This window comes from Psychrobacter sp. PAMC 21119, assembly GCF_000247495.1.
In the GTDB taxonomy this organism is placed as follows: Bacteria; Pseudomonadota; Gammaproteobacteria; order Pseudomonadales; family Moraxellaceae; genus Psychrobacter; species Psychrobacter glaciei.
The window spans coordinates 1-18,469 of sequence record NZ_AHVZ01000041.1; the positions used below are offsets into that span (position 1 = coordinate 1).

Sequence of the window (18,469 nt, forward strand, 5' to 3'; positions counted from 1 at the left end):
CAGGACTCTCTGCTGGTGCTGTCGCCGCCAATGGCGAGATTGTCGTCAGTATGGATAAAATGAACCGTATCGGACAATTCTACCCTGCCGATCGCATGGTCGAGATTGAAGCAGGTGTGGTCACTCAGCAGTTGCAACAGTTCGCAGAGTCTAAAGACTTATATTACCCTGTCGATTTTGCCTCAGCAGGGTCAAGTCAAATCGGTGGCAACATCGGCACCAATGCTGGCGGTATTAAAGTCATTCGTTATGGCATGACCCGTCAATGGATTATGGGGCTGACTGTGGTCACTGGTAAAGGTGATATCTTGCAGCTGAATCGCGGTATGGTAAAGAACGCCACGGGTTATGATTTGCGTCAACTGTTCATCGGTAGCGAAGGCACGCTAGGGTTTGTCACCCATGCACAAATCAAGCTTGAGCGTCAGCCGCAAGACTTAAACGTCATGGTGCTCGGTATGGACAGCTTTAATGATGTGATGAATGTGCTATCTGCCTTTCAAGCGCAGATTGACTTAACCGCATTTGAGTTCTTTGACGATGTGGCGATTGAGAAGCTAATGGCACATGGTCAAGTACAAGAGCCGTTTGAGTCGCGTACCAAGTTTTATACATTGTTAGAGTTTGAAGCACCATACGAGCCGATCATGGATAAAGCCATGGCGATATTTGAGCACTGCATGGAGCAAGGTTGGGTCGTCGATGGGGTGATGAGTCAAAGCCTCGCGCAGGCTGAAGAAGCTGTGGAAATTGCGTGAGTATATCTCTGAGACTATCTCAATATTTACCCCTTATAAGAATGATGTCTCTGTATTAATTAGTTATGTGCCTGAATTTATCACCAAGATTGATCACATTGTCAGCAGTAACTATCCTGACTTTGAAGTGTGCTGGTTCGGTCATATCGGCGATGGCAATTTGCATCTGAATATTCTAAAACCTGAAAACATGAGCAAAGATGATTTCTTTGCAGAGTGTCAGATCGTCAACAAACACGTGTTTGAGACGGTACAGAAGTATGGCGGCTCAGTCTCTGCCGAACATGGCGTGGGTATGACCAAAAAGCCTTATTTACACTACAGCCGCAGCGAGACTGAGATTGATTACTTACGAGAGGTCAAAAAAGTCTTTGATCCCAATAACATTATGAACCGTGGTAAGATTTTTGATATGTGATTGGTATTTTAATCGCTTACCTCAAATAAAAAGACGCTAAACTCAAAAGTTAGCGTCTTTTTTAGCTCAGCTATAAAACTTATAATTTATAAATACAACAGTATCAGCGCTACTACCAGCAACATACTCAAAAAGCCTTGAACGATTAAAAAGGCCTGATGCGGTGCCGCAATATGACGAAACATATTGCCCAGTGCATTATAAGTAATGCCAGCGGCTTTTATATGGGGCGGGCTATCAAACGTTTTGATAATCTGCAAAAATTGCTCCGTACGCTTCGAGGTCCAGCCATGCGGGACAAACGGTAAAAAAGGCGACAACTGCATGGCTTGCTTCTTGGTCGCTGGCGACCACAACCAACGCTCCAAAAATAGCAGGCGCATACGCCAATCAGCAAAGCTGCGCTGATCGATCACTCGTAATAGCAAGATTTGCACATTTTTGTGACGACTATCGGCAAAAATACGCTTATGCAAAGCAAGCACGTTTGATTTTTTACCCTCAATACATTGTAAGAAATGACCATTGCCATAACATAAAGTACCCGTAATGCCATGCTGCTCATTATGATCCCGAGCATGACCTTCTACTTCATCAAATATTGAGGCTTTTAAGCGCGTACTGAGGGTGATACTACTGACATATACCAATTGAACCAATGCTGAATCCTCTACTGTTTCTAAAGGGTCGACCGTATGTGTCAAGGGTGCCATAAAATAATCCTAAAAAGCCGCCTATAGACCGCAAAATGAAGTAAGTAAAACAAAAAACATGCTCAGACCGAGCAAAGACAGGGACATCGATTCACAAAAACGTAGCAAATATTTACTACGCGGGACTGTCATTGACCCGTTACATTGGTATGATAACTATCGAAATATAAAGTAATAAGCCAAGTCATGATGAATAAGCGAAGCCAAAAGTAATAGGAGACGCTACAGAACTTCGATGCTGTTAGATTAGGTACTGTTAGAATAGATACTAATTACTAGACTAGAACAGATGCTATTCATGCAAGTAGGATTGATTCAGCTACTAACAAGGTTAGTCTTCTTAAATGTAGACACTTGCAAACCTGTTAAAGCCATCATTAAAATTCTTTAGATGATATGTAATCCGTATAACTCATTGTAAATAAAAAGATAAATTATTGTAACGATTATATAAGCATATTGGAATATTTTTATCGCTTTTGTTACACAAAAATCTTTAGGTCTATATATAGCTATAGACAATACATCAGATACTACACCGCACAACGCATTAATTTTACGATGTTCATTCACACCGCAGACAGGAACCTTATGAGTAAAATCGAAAAAATAGACGACTTTCACCTCACGATTGCTGAGATCAAGAAAAAAGATTATCCGCAGTTGAAAGCATTGATGGACCGTGTTTATGTAAATTTGGGCGGTGCATGGTCAAGGACCACTATTCATACCTTGATTGATGCCTTTCCTGAAGGGCAGATTGCAATGTTTGATCATGATCAGCTGATCGGTATCGTTCTCTCTATGCGCGTGGACTATGCCAAGTTCTCTAACCCACATACTTATGACGATTTGATTGGGCACAAAGAAATCATTAGAGACAATCCAGAAGGTGATGCTATTTATGGCTTGGATGCGCTGATTGACCCTGAGTATCGTGGCTACCGTTTGGGTCGTCGTCTTTATGATGCGCGTAAAGAGCTGTGCCGCCAGCTGAACTTCCGAGCTATCTTGGCTGGAGGCCGCATTCCTAATTACTATAATCACAAAGATTTGACCCCTGGTGAGTATATCGATGCGGTCGAATCGCGTGAAATCCATGACTCTGCCCTTTCCTTTCAGCTATCCAACGGTTTTATCGTTAAGCGTATTTTGACCGCTTATCTGCCAGATGACGCTCAATCTAAAGGCTTTGCTACTCTACTTGAGTGGGCCAATATTTATTATGAGCCGCAAGATTATAAGCCGAATACCCGTAAGTCAGAAGTGCGTATCGGTGGTATCCAGTGGCAAATGCGTGAAGTTGAATCGCCTGAGGAGCTCTTGCAACAAGTAGAATTCTTTGTCGATGTCATGGCCGATTACAACTCAGATTTTGCTTGCTTACCAGAGTTCTTTAACGCGCCATTAATGGGTCTGTGTGAATCCACCGATCAAAACATCGCCATTCGCTTTTTGGCCGGTTATACCGAGTGGTTCAAAAACGAAGTCTCGCATCTGGCAGTCAGTTATAACGTCAACGTTATTGTCGGCTCCATGCCGTTAATAGACGAAAACGATACGTTGTACAATGTCAGTTATTTGTGTCGCCGCGATGGTACGGTCGAAGAGCAGCGCAAAATCCATATTACGCCGCATGAGCGTAGCGCTTGGGTGATCGAAGGTGGTGACGAGGTCAAAGTATTTGACACGGATGCCGGTCGTATTGGTATCTTAGTCTGTTATGACGTTGAGTTCCCTGAGCTTGCCCGCTTACTGGCGCTTGACGATATGGATATTTTGTTTGTGCCTTTCTGGACAGATACCAAAAACGGCTATCTACGCGTGCGCCACTGTGCCCAAGCGCGAGCCATTGAAAACGAATGCTATGTCATGATTTGTGGCTCAGTAGGTAATTTGCCGCAAGTTGAGAGCCTAGATATTCAATACGCGCAGTCGTCGATTTTTTCACCGTCAGACTTTGCTTTTCCGCATGATGCGATTATGGCCGAAACCACAGCAAACACTGAGATGATCTTTTTCTCAGATGTGAACTTAGATAAGCTGACTCACGTCCGTAACGAAGGCTCGGTACATAACCTGATTGACCGTCGTGATGATTTGTTTAGCTTAAAATGGAAACGAAAAGCAAAAATTCCAGCGAGCAAATTAACCGACGAAGAGCGCCGTGAAAACTCAGGCAGTGTGCTCATTGGTAATCCGTTACAAAATCGTGCACAAAAGCCTTAATCGGTTATCTTAAAAAGTAACCACTAAAAACAGTTACATAAAATTGATGAGTAATACGGCTGACATTTACATAAAATTGATGAGTAATACGGCTGACATTTCAGCCGTTTATTTTTATCTATCAAACACATTTAGAGCAAAAATGCAGCCATTATGACGATTGATCTCGCAAATAAAAAAGATATTCTTAAGAAGACACCAAAGCAAAAGGTGCTTTCTATAGTTAAAACCTTGCTCATATATGGTTTGATATTTGCCGTTATTTATACTGCCATCAATTGGTGGCGACAACCCGTCATGCCAGCCAACCCACAATTGCAATTGATAGACTACCAAGGACAAACGGTTGATTTAGCAGCACTGAGTCAGGAGAAGCCGACACTGGTATATTTTTGGGGTACGTGGTGTTCAGTCTGTAGTTTCACCTCGCCAACCATAAACAAACTTGCCGCTGCAAATGATTATCCAGTCGTTACGGTTGCCATTAAATCAGGCACTGATCAAGAACTACACCGCTATCTTAATGAAAACAGTTATCGCTTTACGACAGTAAACGACCAAGAGGGTCATATCTTTGCTGATTGGCAAGGGCAAGTCACGCCTTCTTATGTCATCTTAAAAGATGGCAAGATGACGCAAGGATTGACAGGTATTCAACCACTCTGGTCGCTTAAATTGCGCTTGTGGTTATCCTCCGTTTTTTAGACCTACGCCAATTAGGTATAATCTAGGGTCTGTTGAACAATCGAACTTGCCAGACCTATGATTTAATGAGCAAAGTATTTATGCTGACATAAATGATTGGTTTTGGCTAAAAACAGGACGATACTGACCAGCTCTTTTTACCCTTCCCGTTTTGTCATATAATAGCTGCCGTTATCATCGGTGCTAGACTAATTATTCTGATAAATGCATTTTTTGTTGCAATCGTCCCGTTAGTATTTATTATGGACGTAACTATTCACAAGCAACCTATTGTAAGCAACGTTGTCTAAGACAACAAACGAGTATCGATTATCAAATATTTGACCCCATATTATATTTAACGTTAATCTTAAATTTCACACCTGACTTTACATCAATTTTTTAGTCACTTTTTAACCTATCTTTTAACCTACTTTTTAAAAAGACACCTTCTATGACTGATAAAAGTACTGATACGCCAAGCCAAGACTATAAAGACACGCTAAATCTTGCTGATACGCCCTTTGCGATGCGCGCAAACCTTGCCAAACGTGAGCCAGATTGGCTGGCTGCGTGGGAAGCGGATGACGTGTACGGCAAAATTCGCAAGGCGCGTACAGGTGCGACCAAATATATTTTGCACGATGGCCCTCCATACGCCAACGGTCAAATTCACTTGGGTCATGCGGTCAATAAAGTACTCAAAGACATTATCGTAAAGTCAAAAACCTTATCAGGCTTTGATGCACCTTATGTGCCCGGTTGGGATTGTCATGGTCTGCCTATCGAGCAAAAGGTCGAAGCCAAGGTTGGCAAAGTCGGTCAAAAAGTCTCTGCGACTGAATTCCGTGGTCTGTGCCGCGAATATGCAAGCACGCAGATTGAGCTACAAAAGGCAGACTTTAAACGTCTGGGTGTGTTTGGTGATTGGGACAATCCTTATTTAACGATGAACTTCCATCAAGAAGCCAACATCGTGCGCGCACTGGCCAAAATCCATGACAATGGTCATGTCACTCGCGGTATGAAACCCGTTAACTGGTGCTTGGACTGTAGCTCTGCGCTGGCTGAGGCCGAAGTGGAATACCAAGACAAAGTCTCAGATGCGATCTATGTCAGTTTTGACGTGCTTGATACGCAAAAGGTTGCCGCATTGAGCGAGATTGATGGCAATATCGCAGCGGTCATCTGGACGACGACGCCTTGGACGTTACCAGCTAACCAAGCCATCGCCGTACATCCTGAGCATGACTATAGTGTGGTGGCGACTGAAAAAGGCAACTTCTTATTAGCGACTGATTTGGTTGAAAGCGCACTGACTGAGTTTAAACTTAGCAATGAAGGTGTATTGGCAACTGTATCCGGACGTGAGCTTGAAGGTCTACGCGCCCAGCATCCACTGATTGTAGACCGTCAAGTGCCACTTATCTTGGGTGATCACGTAACCACGGATAGCGGTACGGGCCTCGTCCATACCGCACCGGGTCACGGTCTCGACGATTATATCGTTGGTCTTAAATATGACTTACCAGTTGAAAACCCAGTGAGTGGTACGGGTGTCTATTTAGAAAGTGCAGCAGTATTTGCGGGCGAGCATATCTATAAAGCCAATCCAAAAATCATCGCTGCCCTACATGACAACGGCCATCTCGTTAGCCATACCAAGATTGAGCACAGCTATCCGCATTGCTGGCGTCATAAGTCGCCGATTATCTTCCGCGCCACGCCGCAGTGGTTTATTAATATGGAAACCAAAGGTTTACGTGAGCGCGCGCTTGCTGATATTCCAGCCGTCAATTGGACGCCAGCATGGGGGCAGAACCGCATTGAATCGATGATGACGGGTCGCCCAGATTGGTGTATTTCACGCCAGCGTACATGGGGCGTACCGATTGCCTTTTTTACTCATAAAGAAACGGGTGAACTACATCCAAACACGCTTGAACTCATGGAAACTGCCGCGCAAAAAATTGATGCAGGCGGTGTGGAAGCGTGGTTTGATGCCAGCTGTGAAGACTTCTTAGGTGCGGAAGCGGCTGACTATGACAAAGCGACTGATACATTAGATGTTTGGTTTGACTCAGGTACGACGCATTTTGCCGTCCTTGAGCAACGCGATGAATTGACCAATCCTGCTGATCTGTACTTAGAAGGCTCGGATCAACATCGTGGTTGGTTCCAGACGTCGTTATTAACCTCTGAGGCCATGTACGAGCGTCCACCGTTTAAGCAAGTACTGACCCATGGTTTTGTGGTCGATGAAAACGGTCGCAAGATGAGTAAATCACTGGGCAATATCATCACGCCACAAGAAGAGATTAACAAAACAGGCGCGGATATGCTGCGTTTGTGGATTGCGTCGAGCGATTATCGTTATGAGATGAGCGCAGGCAAAACGGTCTTTAAAGGTGCAATCGACATGTATCGCCGTATCCGGAATACCTTGCGTTTCTTGCTGGCCAATACCGATGACTTCGATCCAGCAACCAATAGCATTGATATTAATGAGCTGGTCAGCCTTGATAAGTTTATCATTGAGCGTACGCAAACCGTGCAAGCACAAATCATCGACGCCTATGATGCGATGGACTTCCACCAAGTCACGCAACTTATTGCCGCGTTTTGCTCGCAAGACTTGGGCAGCTTCTACTTAGATATTATTAAAGACCGTCAGTACACCACCCAGACTGATGGACAGCCGCGTCGCTCTGCGCAGACGGCTATTTATCATATCGCCCAAGCGTTAATTCGCTGGATTACGCCGATTTTGTCGTTTACCGCCCAAGAAGCGTGGGAAGTGTTAGAAGGTAAAAACGGCAAGGAAGCAGGCTATGTGTTTACCGAAGAATGGTATACCTTCCCAGAGTTTGAGCTAAGTGCGATCAGTACTGATGATTGGCAACGTATCATGCTAGCCAAAGATATGGTGAATAAGCATATCGAAACCGCACGCGGTGAAAAAATCATCAATGCTAACTTATCTGCTGACGTTGATTTGTATGCTGATGGTGCGATGCATGAAAGCTTAGCCAAGCTTGGCGAAGAGCTGCGTTTTGTACTTATTACCAGTAGCGCAACATTAAAACCAATGAGCGATGCTCCTGCTGCTGCTAAGAATGACGCCACAGAGCAAGCCGAAAGCAGCACTAAAGAAACGGCCGACTTAGTGGTCAATGTGAGCGCCGCAACGGGCACCAAATGCGTGCGTTGCTGGCATATCCGTAACGACATCGGTACCGATAGCGCACACCCTGAACTATGTGCCCGCTGCGTCACTAATGTGACGGGTAACGGCGAGGTGCGCCACTATGCCTAATCCGACACCTAACTCAACGCCCAATCAATCAGAGTCACCTGAAGACAAGCAGCCGCAGTCTAAGTTCGACCACTCGCCAACCCCTGCCCATGCAACAACGGGCAGTTCAACGACACCGAGAAGTCGCTTGACTAAAGCACCAAAGATGATTGCTAATGGCAGTCGTGCTTTTATGTGGTATTTGGTGTCACTGGTTGTACTTATCATCGATCAGTGGACGAAGTGGCTGGCTGAAACCAACCTGACTTTTCATGAGCCAGTGCCCGTTATCGAACCGTTTCTTAACTGGACTTTAGCATACAATTATGGCGCTGCTTTTAGCTTTTTGGCGGATGCAGGCGGTTGGCAAAAGTGGTTTTTTTCAGGGTTGGCATTACTCATGTCGCTGTTTTTGATCATTTATCTGATTAAAGCACCTCGTAAAGCCACGCTATTATCGCTTGGACTGGCTTTAGTGCTTGGCGGTGCAGTTGGTAACTTAATCGACCGCTTACTACATGGTCATGTGATTGATTTTATCCATGTACACAATGCTGACGTTTGGCATTATCCGATTTTTAACATCGCGGATATGGGCATCAGTATTGGTGTCGCGATGATTGTCATCGATATGCTATTTTTAGAAAAGAAGCGTGAGGTTTAGCGCTTATCATCGTACATAGTTTTTAGATTTAAAAGGTGGGTTACGAATAAGTCACCCACCTTTTTTGTTGTTTGTTAGCCATCTTTTTTAGATCAGAGAATCAAGCAATTCTTTCAAATTTTCTAAACCGCCACCTGCCAATAAAAACAATAACCCTGCCATGTTAATCACCACGGTCAAATAATACGCCATACGAAACTCAGGTTTTTGTGATTTATGCCGCAAGTAAGTCTGTGCGACCATTGCTCCTACCCAACCACCCAATGCACTTAGCAGATGCAGCGTTGACTCAGGCGTGCGCCAATCACCACTTTGCGCAGCGGCTTTGTCTTTGGCATACATCATATAAGTAATCAAACCCAAAGCTACATACCAACCGACCACTAGCCAGCTTAGCTTATTCATGGCCGCTAATAAGATTAATACCCCATAAAATCCCACACCAAGGAACAAGCGTTTTTTCTGTCCTGCTTCAAACTCCGCTTGATGACTACGTTTGGCATTACGCTGACGGATTTTCTGATTCTTTTGTGCCATTTTCTGTTGCACAAAGCTCAGCTCTTGCACATCTTTTGCCTGCATTCGCCCTTGGCTATCTTGCCCAAGCGTAAATACGACTTGCTCACCCACTTCGGGGCGACGGCGTGCTTTAAACTCATTGATATGAAAAAATACTGAGTCACCCTGCTCAGTGTTGATAAAGCCAAAGCCTTTATCATCTTGCCACTTTTTAATGTGGCCTTGTTGTCTCACGCTTATCTGCTTAGTTCTCATAGCTATATATTTTTGACCTTGATGATTATTTATAACTATTATATAACTTTTTCGAACTCATAAAAAAAGCTAAGAGCTTTACTCTTAGCTTTTTAACGTTCATAAAAATGCATTAATACGATGTTAAAGTATTAACGGCATTTTTTCTGCTCATAGAGTCTAGTCAAGTTTTCACGGCGTTCTTTAGCTGCTTCAATGGCCTCTTCTGTATTAGAGTAAGTTCCAATCAATGCCGGCCAAAACAATACGGCAGCAGCTACATTTTTACCAGTCACTTTACGCTCAGCACGCGCTTCTTTTTCAAACTGTTCAGCTTCTTCAATTTCGCTAAGAATTTGTTGGCATGATAAATTAACATCACTTACTTTCTTAGTCTGTACGACATGTGGAGTCGCACAACCTTGTGCTAATAATGCAAATACACCGATCACCAAAATAGCTTTTTTCATAATCTTCTCAGAAGTTGTCTAACTTACAATTATTAATAAATAAGTTACGTTGCTTAAATTAAGTTTACATTTATATACATTAAGAAAGATAATGTCAACTTAATTTCACCACTCAAAGGCTCTAATCATCTATATTTTTTTATTGTGGTACTAAATCGTTGTATTTATTAACTTTTTATAAAGATATATCTAGTAGATTTATCTAAATATTAGTAATATCTGATAAAGATCTTGTAGGACATATTTATCACATGAAGGTCTCTAGTTTATGGGCTATGCTAAACTCTCTATTATGATTAACCCTCTAAATTCTATTTAATAAAAGAAACATGACTATGACCGACTCACAATTTATCAATCCCAATGAAGACACGCGCATCACTTTTGGCAGTCTCGTAAAGCTGCATTTTGAAGTATCATTAGAAAACGGTACGATGATTGACTCTACCTTTAGCCGCGATGCGCCTGTGACGCTGACCATTGGTGACGAGAGCTTACTACCGGGTTTTGAGCAAGTGTTAATGAACCTGCGTGCGGGTGACACACGCTCTGCTCACCTTGATCCAGAGCAAGCATTTGGTGATTGGAATCCTGACAATATTCAGCATTTTAGCCGCCCTCAGTTCGCGCTGGTCGCTGATAATCCAGAAATTGGCATGATGGTAGAATTTGAAGATAAAGGCAAAAATACCCTACCCGGCACCATCAGTGCCATCGATGATGACCAAGTCGAAGTGGACTTCAATCATCCACTCGCTGGGCAAGCTGTATTGTTTAAAGTAAAAATATTCAAAGTGACACCGCCCGGTGTAACGGGCATAAAGCTCATGTAAAACAATTCATTTAAAAATACTAGGTTAAATGAACGATAAGGATAAAAAATGCAATATCAAAAACTGCCACAAATTAATGAAGACGTTTCCAAAATCTGTCTAGGTACGATGACATGGGGACAACAGAATGATGAAACCCAAGCGCATGAGCAGATGGACATGGCGCTAAGTGAAGGGGTGAATTTTTGGGACACGGCAGAGATGTATCCATCGCCGCCGGACAAAGACAAGCAAGGCGATACCGAACGCTTTATGGGCACATGGTTTAACAAAACCAAACAGCGTGACAAAGTGATTCTTGCCAGCAAAATGTCACCGATGGATTTTTTACGCGACGGGCAAACGCGCTTTAATGCTGAGCAAATCAGCAGCGCTATTGATGGCAATCTTGAGCGTTTGCAAACCGACTATATTGATATTTATCAACTGCACTGGCCTGAACGCCAAGCGAATTTCTTCGGTCAGCGCGGTTATACTGAAGCGATGGCAGCGCAGTCACTAGACGATTTAACCCCTTTTTTAGAGACCATTCAAGCGTTAAATGATGAGATCAAAAAAGGCCGTATTCGTGCTTATGGGCTATCGAATGATACTGCGTGGGGTCTGATGCGCTACCTATGGGAAGCAGATAAAAACGGCTTGATTGCCCCCATCACTGTGCAAAATCCCTATAGCCTGCTGAACCGCTTATATGAAGTCAACATGGCAGAGATTGCCCATCGTGAAAACGTGGGTCTGCTTGCTTATTCACCGCTTGGTTTTGGTGTGTTATCTGGTAAATATCTCGATGGCAAACGTCCGACTGGCGCACGTCTGACTATGTACGACCGTTTTGGGCGCTACGTAAATGAACAAGCCAAATCAGCCACTGAGCAATATGCCAAGATAGCCGCTGATGCAGGTTTGGACATGGCACAGATGTCATTGGCTTTCGTCAACTCTCGTCACTTTGTCACCAGCAATATCATTGGGGCAACGACTACCGAGCAGCTCAAATCCAACATTGATAGTGTTAATGTCGAGCTGACAGCAGACATATTAGAGGCGATAGAAGCCGTACATACACAGCAGCCTAATCCATCACCGTAATCTGCCCTCTATCAGAGCGTAGTGGATTAAATTAAGTACGCTCTATTGAAGCTTCCACAAAAAAGGGCGCAAATCGCTAGCATTATCACTGCGATTTGCGCCCTTTTTTTGACTATTACTTCAACTGCAAATATTTAGTCTTTAGCTGGTACGTTAAGTACTCTTGAATGTAGTTCAGCCAACCCCTCTTGCATACGTGACTGCAATACATTGGTCAGCTCGCTTTTGCTACAGCCTGCTGGATCTATCGGCGCTAATGGCAATACATAAGCGGTTACGTCTTTGCTATCAAGCACTTTTTTCATGCTGTCCTTCATCGTCAGCTTGCCATAATATGGCAGTGCTTCGCTTAATGTACCGTCTTTATTGACATAAGCGATAACGATGGGGCGAACCGGAACGTCTGCTTCTATCGCTGCTTGTAGCAATGTCCCATGAATACGTTTGATTTTTTTACCATCGGTAGTCGTCGCTTCTGGGAAGAATATCACCGAAAATCCTTTCGCTAAAAAGCTAGCAATCTGCGCTGCCACCGAGCCTGCATCACCGGAACCACGCTCAATAAATACCGTGCCTGCCGCATGAGCCAATTTACCAAATACTGGCCACTCACCGATTTCTGCTTTGGATAAGAAAAAGGCAGGACTCACCGTGCCCACAACCGGAATATCCATCCATGACACATGATTGGATACCCATAGACCATGATGCTGTTGCACTGGCTCAACTTCAACGACCTTTACCCCAAAGGAGCCTGCCATCTTACGACAAAACGCTTGAATATAGCGTGGCAGTTTTTCGCGTGGTGGCTGCTTAAATGCGCCAATACGCTGAGCAGCCCTAAGACCACCAGCGATCGTCGTGGTCATTCCCGCGATTTGTTTACCGCGACCCCATTGTTGTTTGAGTGAAAAGCCTGACTTAGCTTGGCTCATCTGCGTCCCTCATGATTGAATGTTTGGTTTTTAGATAGTTAAAAAAACGAGCTAAGTATAACAAAGTTCTGTCACTCAGTGATAGCTTGTTCACTCAGTGAGTGTTTACTTTTATACAAATGGGTAATGAAGCAGATTTATAGAAAATCAGCCACCATAAATGCTGTAACATAAAATCATCGCTAATTATGCCAATACCCTTTAATATCAAGTGATAAGACCACATATAGACAACCATCTGAACGTTATATCAAAGCTTACTGAATCAAAGCTTACTAAATTGATAATAGCGATTTATTTACTTTATTAATAGGTGATACTCTTTGGATTATTTTGAAAGACATGAAGGTGGCGAACGCGCCATTATAGTACATTTAGACATCCGCCAAATTCAAGATCCTGACGATCTAGGTGAATTTGAGCTATTAGCAGACTCAGCAGGGGCTGATCGTTTGGCGTTGGTCACAGGCTCACGCCAAAGACCTGATGCCAAATACTTCGTCGGTAGCGGCAAAGCAGCAGAAATAGCAGAATTGGTGCGCGAGCATGACGCTGATATTGTCCTTTTTAATCACAGCTTATCGCCATCACAAGAGCGTAATATCGAAGCCTTAGTGCAGTGTCGCGTACTGGATCGTACCGGTCTGATTTTGGATATTTTCGCACAGCGTGCGCGTACCTATGAAGGTAAGCTACAAGTAGAACTGGCGCAGCTGAACCATTTATCGACACGTTTGGTACGTGGTTGGACGCATTTGGAACGTCAAAAAGGTGGTATCGGTCTGCGCGGACCCGGTGAAACCCAACTTGAGACCGATCGTCGCTTATTACAGACTCGTGTGAATCAGCTAAAAAGCAAACTGGAAAAAGTGCGCCAAACACGCGCTCAAGGTCGAGCACGTCGGCAAAAATCAGACGTGCCGACTATTTCACTTGTCGGTTATACCAATGCGGGTAAATCCACATTGTTTAACCGTTTAGTCGATGAAAACATCTATGCAGCGGATAAACTATTTGCCACGCTCGATCCGACTTTGCGCCGTTTAGACTGGCAGGGTGTTGGGCGCGTGGTCTTGGTCGACACGGTCGGTTTCGTCCGTCACCTACCGCATGAGCTAGTCGAGTCTTTTCATGCAACGTTAGAAGAGACATTAGAGGCAGATTTATTGCTACACGTCATCGACTCTTCTAGTGAAGACATGCACGAGCAAATTCAAGCAGTCAAAGATGTACTGGCAGAGATTGACAATGATGTGCCGGTACTCAATGTCTACAACAAGATTGATTTGACGGATGAGCCCGCTTATATTGGTTATGCTAGCGAAGGTCAACCCAACCGTGTCTATGTTTCCTCTAGAGAGAACCTAGGCATGGAAGGGTTGTCACTTGCTGTGCAACAGCTGCTGACCGGTGCTTTAACAACCTTTGATTTGACTCTTCCTTATAATGCAGGTCAATTCAAAAGTACCTTGTATGAGCTGGGCGTCATTTTAGAAGAAAGCTACGATGATACAGGTCATGAATGCTTGACCATTCGTTTGCCAAGTGACAGACTCAGACAGCTCCTTGGTCAAGCCGACTTGAATCCTCTAGATGTATTGCCGTTAGCACAAGCCACGCTACTGATGCCAGTCCTTGAAGAGTTCGAGCAGCCTGATGAAGATGAAGACGAAGACCAACTTATGACGAAAGCAGAAGAACAAGCTTTTGATGATTTTGATGCCCTTAACTCTGAGACGTTGAGCTCTGAGACATTGCACTCAGAAACATCAGAAGAAAAATAAGCGTAAAATTTGGGTGTATAGATTTGATTTGGATTTACAAATTCAAATAGCGTCTTCCCAAAACGCTTGGCTTCTCAATTAATAGGCCTTTTCATCAGTGGTTTCTTAACATAGAGTGTTAAATGATAAATGGACGGTATCAACGATATCGTCTATTTTTTTGACCTCCATTTTTTCACCATCATGTGTGACTAGATTTTTCGACTAAAAACTTAGAAGATCAATAACCAGTTCTAGCGTTTTAGAGGCTTTATTAGTTGGTTTGCTCTCTATATAATCAACTTTTATATATTTAACCCATTTAGACGTTATCGATTACATTGAAACCATAACCGAGCAAAGACATCCCTTTTTGCTATGCTCTTGGCGATACTGCCTACTCGATTTTATGAACACACTCTCTATCTCTGACTTGGCCAGCACTGCTTATGAATTCCACTCATTCCTCGCGTATGCCCCTATGGATGGCCGTCATCCTAACATTGGTCATGATCATTTTGGTCCGTGAATCTGCCGTTATCATCTGTCAGTGGGCGGGTATCGAAAAAGCCGCCAATATCGTCGGTTTAATCGCGATGTTCTTTATCTTGATGGCATGGCGTTTACTTAAAGGCCTGCCCAGTTGGCTTACCCAAGCCAGTAATGTCTTATTGGTCGATAGTGGCTTTGCTTTTTTGCCCGTGTCAGCTGGTGCAGGCTTGCTATTATTCGCATTAGGTGACGAGCTGTGGGGTGTGATGCTGACCATGTTAATCAGTACGCTCATACCACTATGGGGACTGGCCATTCTTGCCAACCATTGGCTAAGCGATAGCGCAAATACCAATACTACTCATAAGCAAAAACAGCAGCCTTGAGCTGTATAACCAAGGAAATGTAATGACTTTTGACAGCGTATTGATGGCGACCCTCGCAGCGATATTATTAACCTTGACAGCACATGTCATTGCCCGCGTCTTGGCTCGTAAGCTATCGTGGTTGCCAATGGTGATTACCGCGTTGATCCTTGTTCTTTTGTTCTTGTTTATACTGCAATGGGATTACAATAATTATTATAGCGTTGCCAAACCTGTATTTGACCATCTATTAGGCTATGTCACTGTCCTTTTAGCCGTGCCACTCGCGGCAATGAACTTCAAGGGTTTACCAGTTAAAAAGCTGACTTTGATCGTAGCCATGGCCAGCGTCATTGGTGCATTACTACCTATGTCATTGGCTTATCTATTTTCCTTAAGCCACGACACGATACTCGCCTTTGCCACCCGTTCAGTGACCACACCCATTGGCTTGAGCATCGCCGATTTGATTAAAGCGCCACTGGCCATGGCCAACTTGATTATTATTGTCTCAGGTATAATCGGTGGCACTTTAGCGCGATTTTTGTTTCGCGGTATCGATGATGATCGTGCCAAAGGTTTGGCACTTGGCTTGGCAGCCCATGCTTTCGGCACAGTAGAAGCTTGGCAAATCAGTCACACTGCTGGTCGTTATGCTGCCTTTGGTCTGGCGGTCAATGGTTTGGTCACTGCCGTGTGGGTGCCTATTTTTATCAGTGCCTTTTCCATTTAATAGCGTTCAAAAAATTCATCATTATCTTGAATAACTTTTCGTCTTTATTAATAATTCACCATCGCAGTGAGCATGTTGTGGCGTTTGTATCAGCTTAAAAACACTGAAGTAGACATGCAATCGATGCGCTTAAAAGCCTTAGTCTGTTGATTTTTTTACAAATTAAAGGCGGCTTTTGTGCTTTGTTCTGCTAATCCTATGCGCTAAAAAGTTATTATATGTTATAGTAAGCAACTATTATTTTTTGTATCTATCGTAAGTGGTTTCTTGTTAAGCGTGACCATTGCTAGGTAGCTATCTTCAATGTAGCTGTAAAATCCAGCAAACACGGTAACCGCTTTAACGCGCAACATGACGCGCCTATAGGCAAAACAATTTGCTATTATTCGATAAAAAGTGATATCTCTATGATAAGTATCTCCCCTTTGATTACCCGCTGTTTGTCTCCGCTTTTACTCAGCACCATTGCTAGTACACTTGCCCTCTCCACGCTTTCGATGACTGCTCACGCAGGCAATATGTATATCTATAAAGACAAAGGTGGACAAGTACTGCTCACCAATGTCAATCCTAGCGGCAACTTTGATAAATTCACCAAGAAAGTAAAGGTGACTTACTACAAAGACTCTAAGATGTATGATGGCAGTAATAGCAGCGGTAGTGATTATGGTAGCAGCACAGCAAGTAGTAGCGGTAGCCGCAACGCTTATGACAGCTATATTCGCGCCTCTGCCGAGCGTAATGGCGTAGATCCTGCCCTTATGAAAGCCATGATGCATACGGAATCCGCATTCAATCCCAACGCGCGCTCGCCTGTAGGTGCTCAAGGCCTGATGCAGCTAATGCCAGCCACTGCCCGCCGCTTCAAAGTGAGCAACCCTTGGAATCCTGCTGACAATATCGAAGGGTCTGCTAAATATATCGCTTGGTTGATGCGTCGCTTTAACAACAACGTCGAGCATGCGGTGGCCGGTTATAATGCTGGTGAAGGCAACGTCGATAAATATGGTGGCATCCCACCGTTTAAAGAAACCCGCAACTATGTCAAAAGCGTGATGAGCCGCTATCACAGCTTATATAAAAATGACTCAGGTCTGTCTGGTAGTAGCATGAGCGCCAGCAACAGCAATACCACTGCTAGTAATGGCCTACAAAACGTCAGCTATGGCACTAGCAGCAATACCAATAGCGCCAGTTATGCCAATTCAGCGTATGCGGCATTACGTTAATATAACTGTTAATGATATAACTAAATCAGCAGACACAAAAAAGCCCGTTAATAAATAACGGGCTTTTTTGTGCTTGATTGCTTCTTATGTCAAACAATCTATAAGTACTGAGCAAAAAAAACTCAGTACTTACTGCATTTTGAAACTTACTTATTAGCTAGTGCTTGAGTTGCAGCAACTTCAGCAGCGAAATCTTCTTGCTTCTTCTCGATGCCTTCACCAACTTCTAGACGTTTAAAGCCAAGTACTTTTACGCCTTCAGCTTTCAATACGTCACCAACTTTTTTCTCGTTGTCCATGACGTATGGCTGACGCAATAACGTTACTTCGTCTAGGTACTTACGTAGGCCACCTTCGATCATTTTTTCAACGATGTTGTCAGGCTTGCCAGATTCTTTTGCTTTGGCTTCGATGATGTCTTTTTCGCGCGCTAGTACGTCAGCAGCGACGTCTTCGTCATCTACTGCAACTGGGTTGAACGCAGCGATATGCATGGCAAGGTTTTTGCCAGTGTCTGCACTGCCGCCTTCATAAGATACCACTACACCAATACGTAGACCATGACGGTATGCAGCAATGTTAGCGCCTTCAAGTACTTCAACACGGCGAATCTGGATGTTTTCACCGATTTTTTGTACTAGTGATACACGTGCTTCTTCAACTGTTTGGCCATCGCCATAAGGCAATTCAGAGATAGCAGCAACGTCAGTCACGTTGTTCTCTAGAGCAATGCTAGCCACTTTTTCTGCAAATGCATTGAAGCTGTCATCTTTTGCAACGAAATCAGTCTGGCAGTTAACTTCTAGCAAGAATGCTTTGTTGTCGCCTTGAGCGATGATGATAGCGCCGTCAGCTGCGATGTTACCCGCTTTTTTAGCGGCTTTGGCTTGACCAGATTTACGTAGGTTATCAATGGCAGTTTCGACATCGCCGTTTGACTCTTCCAACGCTTTTTTACATTCCATCATGCCAAGACCAGTACGGTCACGCAATTCTTTTACCATTTTGGCAGATACTTTTACTTCTGACATAAGAGTTACCTTTTA

General features: G+C 43.8%; 15 protein-coding genes and 1 pseudogene. 11 read left to right on the plus strand and 5 right to left on the minus strand.

Annotated elements, in window-relative coordinates:
* Positions 1-1,176 (plus strand): annotated as a pseudogene (locus tag RH96_RS13490) (FAD-binding oxidoreductase); the annotation flags it as partial.
* Between the two features lie 86 nt (positions 1,177-1,262).
* On the opposite strand, the gene RH96_RS13495 reads toward RH96_RS13490, so the two are convergent.
* Positions 1,263-1,889 carry a BLUF domain-containing protein gene (locus RH96_RS13495; RefSeq protein WP_010201745.1) on the minus strand — a complete coding sequence of 209 codons (627 nt, stop codon included), beginning with the start codon at positions 1,887-1,889 and terminating at the stop codon, positions 1,263-1,265.
* A gap of 591 nt (positions 1,890-2,480) precedes the next feature.
* On the opposite strand from RH96_RS13495, the gene RH96_RS13500 reads away from it, so the two are divergent.
* From RH96_RS13500 to lspA, 4 genes are all read left to right on the plus strand, one after another.
* A complete protein-coding gene (locus RH96_RS13500; RefSeq protein WP_010201746.1) occupies positions 2,481-4,118 on the plus strand; it encodes a carbon-nitrogen hydrolase family protein in 1,638 nt (545 codons plus the stop codon).
* Between the two features lie 153 nt (positions 4,119-4,271).
* Positions 4,272-4,823 (plus strand): protein disulfide oxidoreductase, encoded by a 552-nt coding sequence (locus RH96_RS13505; protein ID WP_010201747.1) that lies wholly within the window; start codon positions 4,272-4,274, stop codon positions 4,821-4,823.
* A 433-nt stretch (positions 4,824-5,256) separates the two neighbouring features.
* Positions 5,257-8,118, plus strand: coding sequence for an isoleucine--tRNA ligase (gene ileS, locus RH96_RS13510; protein WP_010201748.1), 2,862 nt, complete (start codon positions 5,257-5,259; stop codon positions 8,116-8,118).
* Entirely contained in the window at positions 8,111-8,761 is a 651-nt protein-coding gene (gene lspA / locus RH96_RS13515) for a signal peptidase II (RefSeq protein ID WP_010201749.1), read from the plus strand. The genes ileS and lspA overlap by 8 nt, the downstream gene beginning before the upstream one ends.
* An 87-nt stretch (positions 8,762-8,848) precedes the next feature.
* Here the strand turns inward: lspA and RH96_RS13520 are convergent, their stop codons facing one another.
* Together RH96_RS13520 and RH96_RS13525 are read right to left on the minus strand one after the other, a co-directional pair.
* Positions 8,849-9,514 carry a DUF1294 domain-containing protein gene (locus RH96_RS13520; RefSeq protein ID WP_010201750.1) on the minus strand — a complete coding sequence of 222 codons (666 nt, stop codon included), beginning with the start codon at positions 9,512-9,514 and terminating at the stop codon, positions 8,849-8,851.
* Positions 9,515-9,666: 152 nt separating this feature from the next.
* The gene (locus RH96_RS13525; RefSeq protein WP_010201751.1) at positions 9,667-9,984 is read right to left on the minus strand and encodes a hypothetical protein; all 318 of its coding nucleotides are present in this window, start codon (positions 9,982-9,984) and stop codon (positions 9,667-9,669) included.
* Positions 9,985-10,319: 335 nt separating this feature from the next.
* On the opposite strand from RH96_RS13525, the gene RH96_RS13530 reads away from it, so the two are divergent.
* Together RH96_RS13530 and RH96_RS13535 are read left to right on the plus strand one after the other, a co-directional pair.
* Positions 10,320-10,817: an FKBP-type peptidyl-prolyl cis-trans isomerase gene (locus tag RH96_RS13530; protein WP_010201752.1), complete on the plus strand. Its 498-nt coding sequence runs from the start codon at positions 10,320-10,322 to the stop codon at positions 10,815-10,817.
* A gap of 48 nt (positions 10,818-10,865) precedes the next feature.
* Entirely contained in the window at positions 10,866-11,906 is a 1,041-nt protein-coding gene (locus RH96_RS13535; protein WP_010201753.1) for an aldo/keto reductase, read from the plus strand.
* A gap of 134 nt (positions 11,907-12,040) precedes the next feature.
* Here the strand turns inward: RH96_RS13535 and RH96_RS13540 are convergent, their stop codons facing one another.
* Positions 12,041-12,841: a lysophospholipid acyltransferase family protein gene (locus tag RH96_RS13540; RefSeq protein ID WP_010201754.1), complete on the minus strand. Its 801-nt coding sequence runs from the start codon at positions 12,839-12,841 to the stop codon at positions 12,041-12,043.
* Positions 12,842-13,164: 323 nt separating this feature from the next.
* Between RH96_RS13540 and hflX the strand changes: the two genes are divergently transcribed.
* The 4 genes from hflX to RH96_RS13560 all read left to right on the plus strand — a co-directional run bounded on the left by hflX (position 13,165) and on the right by RH96_RS13560 (position 17,423).
* Positions 13,165-14,625 carry a ribosome rescue GTPase HflX gene (hflX, locus tag RH96_RS13545; RefSeq protein ID WP_010201755.1) on the plus strand — a complete coding sequence of 487 codons (1,461 nt, stop codon included), beginning with the start codon at positions 13,165-13,167 and terminating at the stop codon, positions 14,623-14,625.
* Between the two features lie 428 nt (positions 14,626-15,053).
* On the plus strand, positions 15,054-15,482 hold the full coding sequence (locus RH96_RS13550; protein ID WP_026037380.1) for a CidA/LrgA family protein: 429 nt from the start codon (positions 15,054-15,056) through the stop codon (positions 15,480-15,482).
* Positions 15,483-15,504: 22 nt separating this feature from the next.
* On the plus strand, positions 15,505-16,194 hold the full coding sequence (locus RH96_RS13555; protein ID WP_010201757.1) for an LrgB family protein: 690 nt from the start codon (positions 15,505-15,507) through the stop codon (positions 16,192-16,194).
* 407 nt (positions 16,195-16,601) lie between these two features.
* Positions 16,602-17,423, plus strand: a complete 822-nt coding sequence (locus RH96_RS13560; RefSeq protein WP_010201758.1) for a lytic transglycosylase domain-containing protein — start codon at positions 16,602-16,604, stop codon at positions 17,421-17,423.
* Positions 17,424-17,569: 146 nt separating this feature from the next.
* On the opposite strand, the gene tsf is transcribed toward RH96_RS13560, so the two are convergent.
* On the minus strand, positions 17,570-18,454 hold the full coding sequence (gene tsf, locus RH96_RS13565) for a translation elongation factor Ts (RefSeq protein ID WP_010201759.1): 885 nt from the start codon (positions 18,452-18,454) through the stop codon (positions 17,570-17,572).
* Between the last annotated feature and the right edge of the window lie 15 nt (positions 18,455-18,469).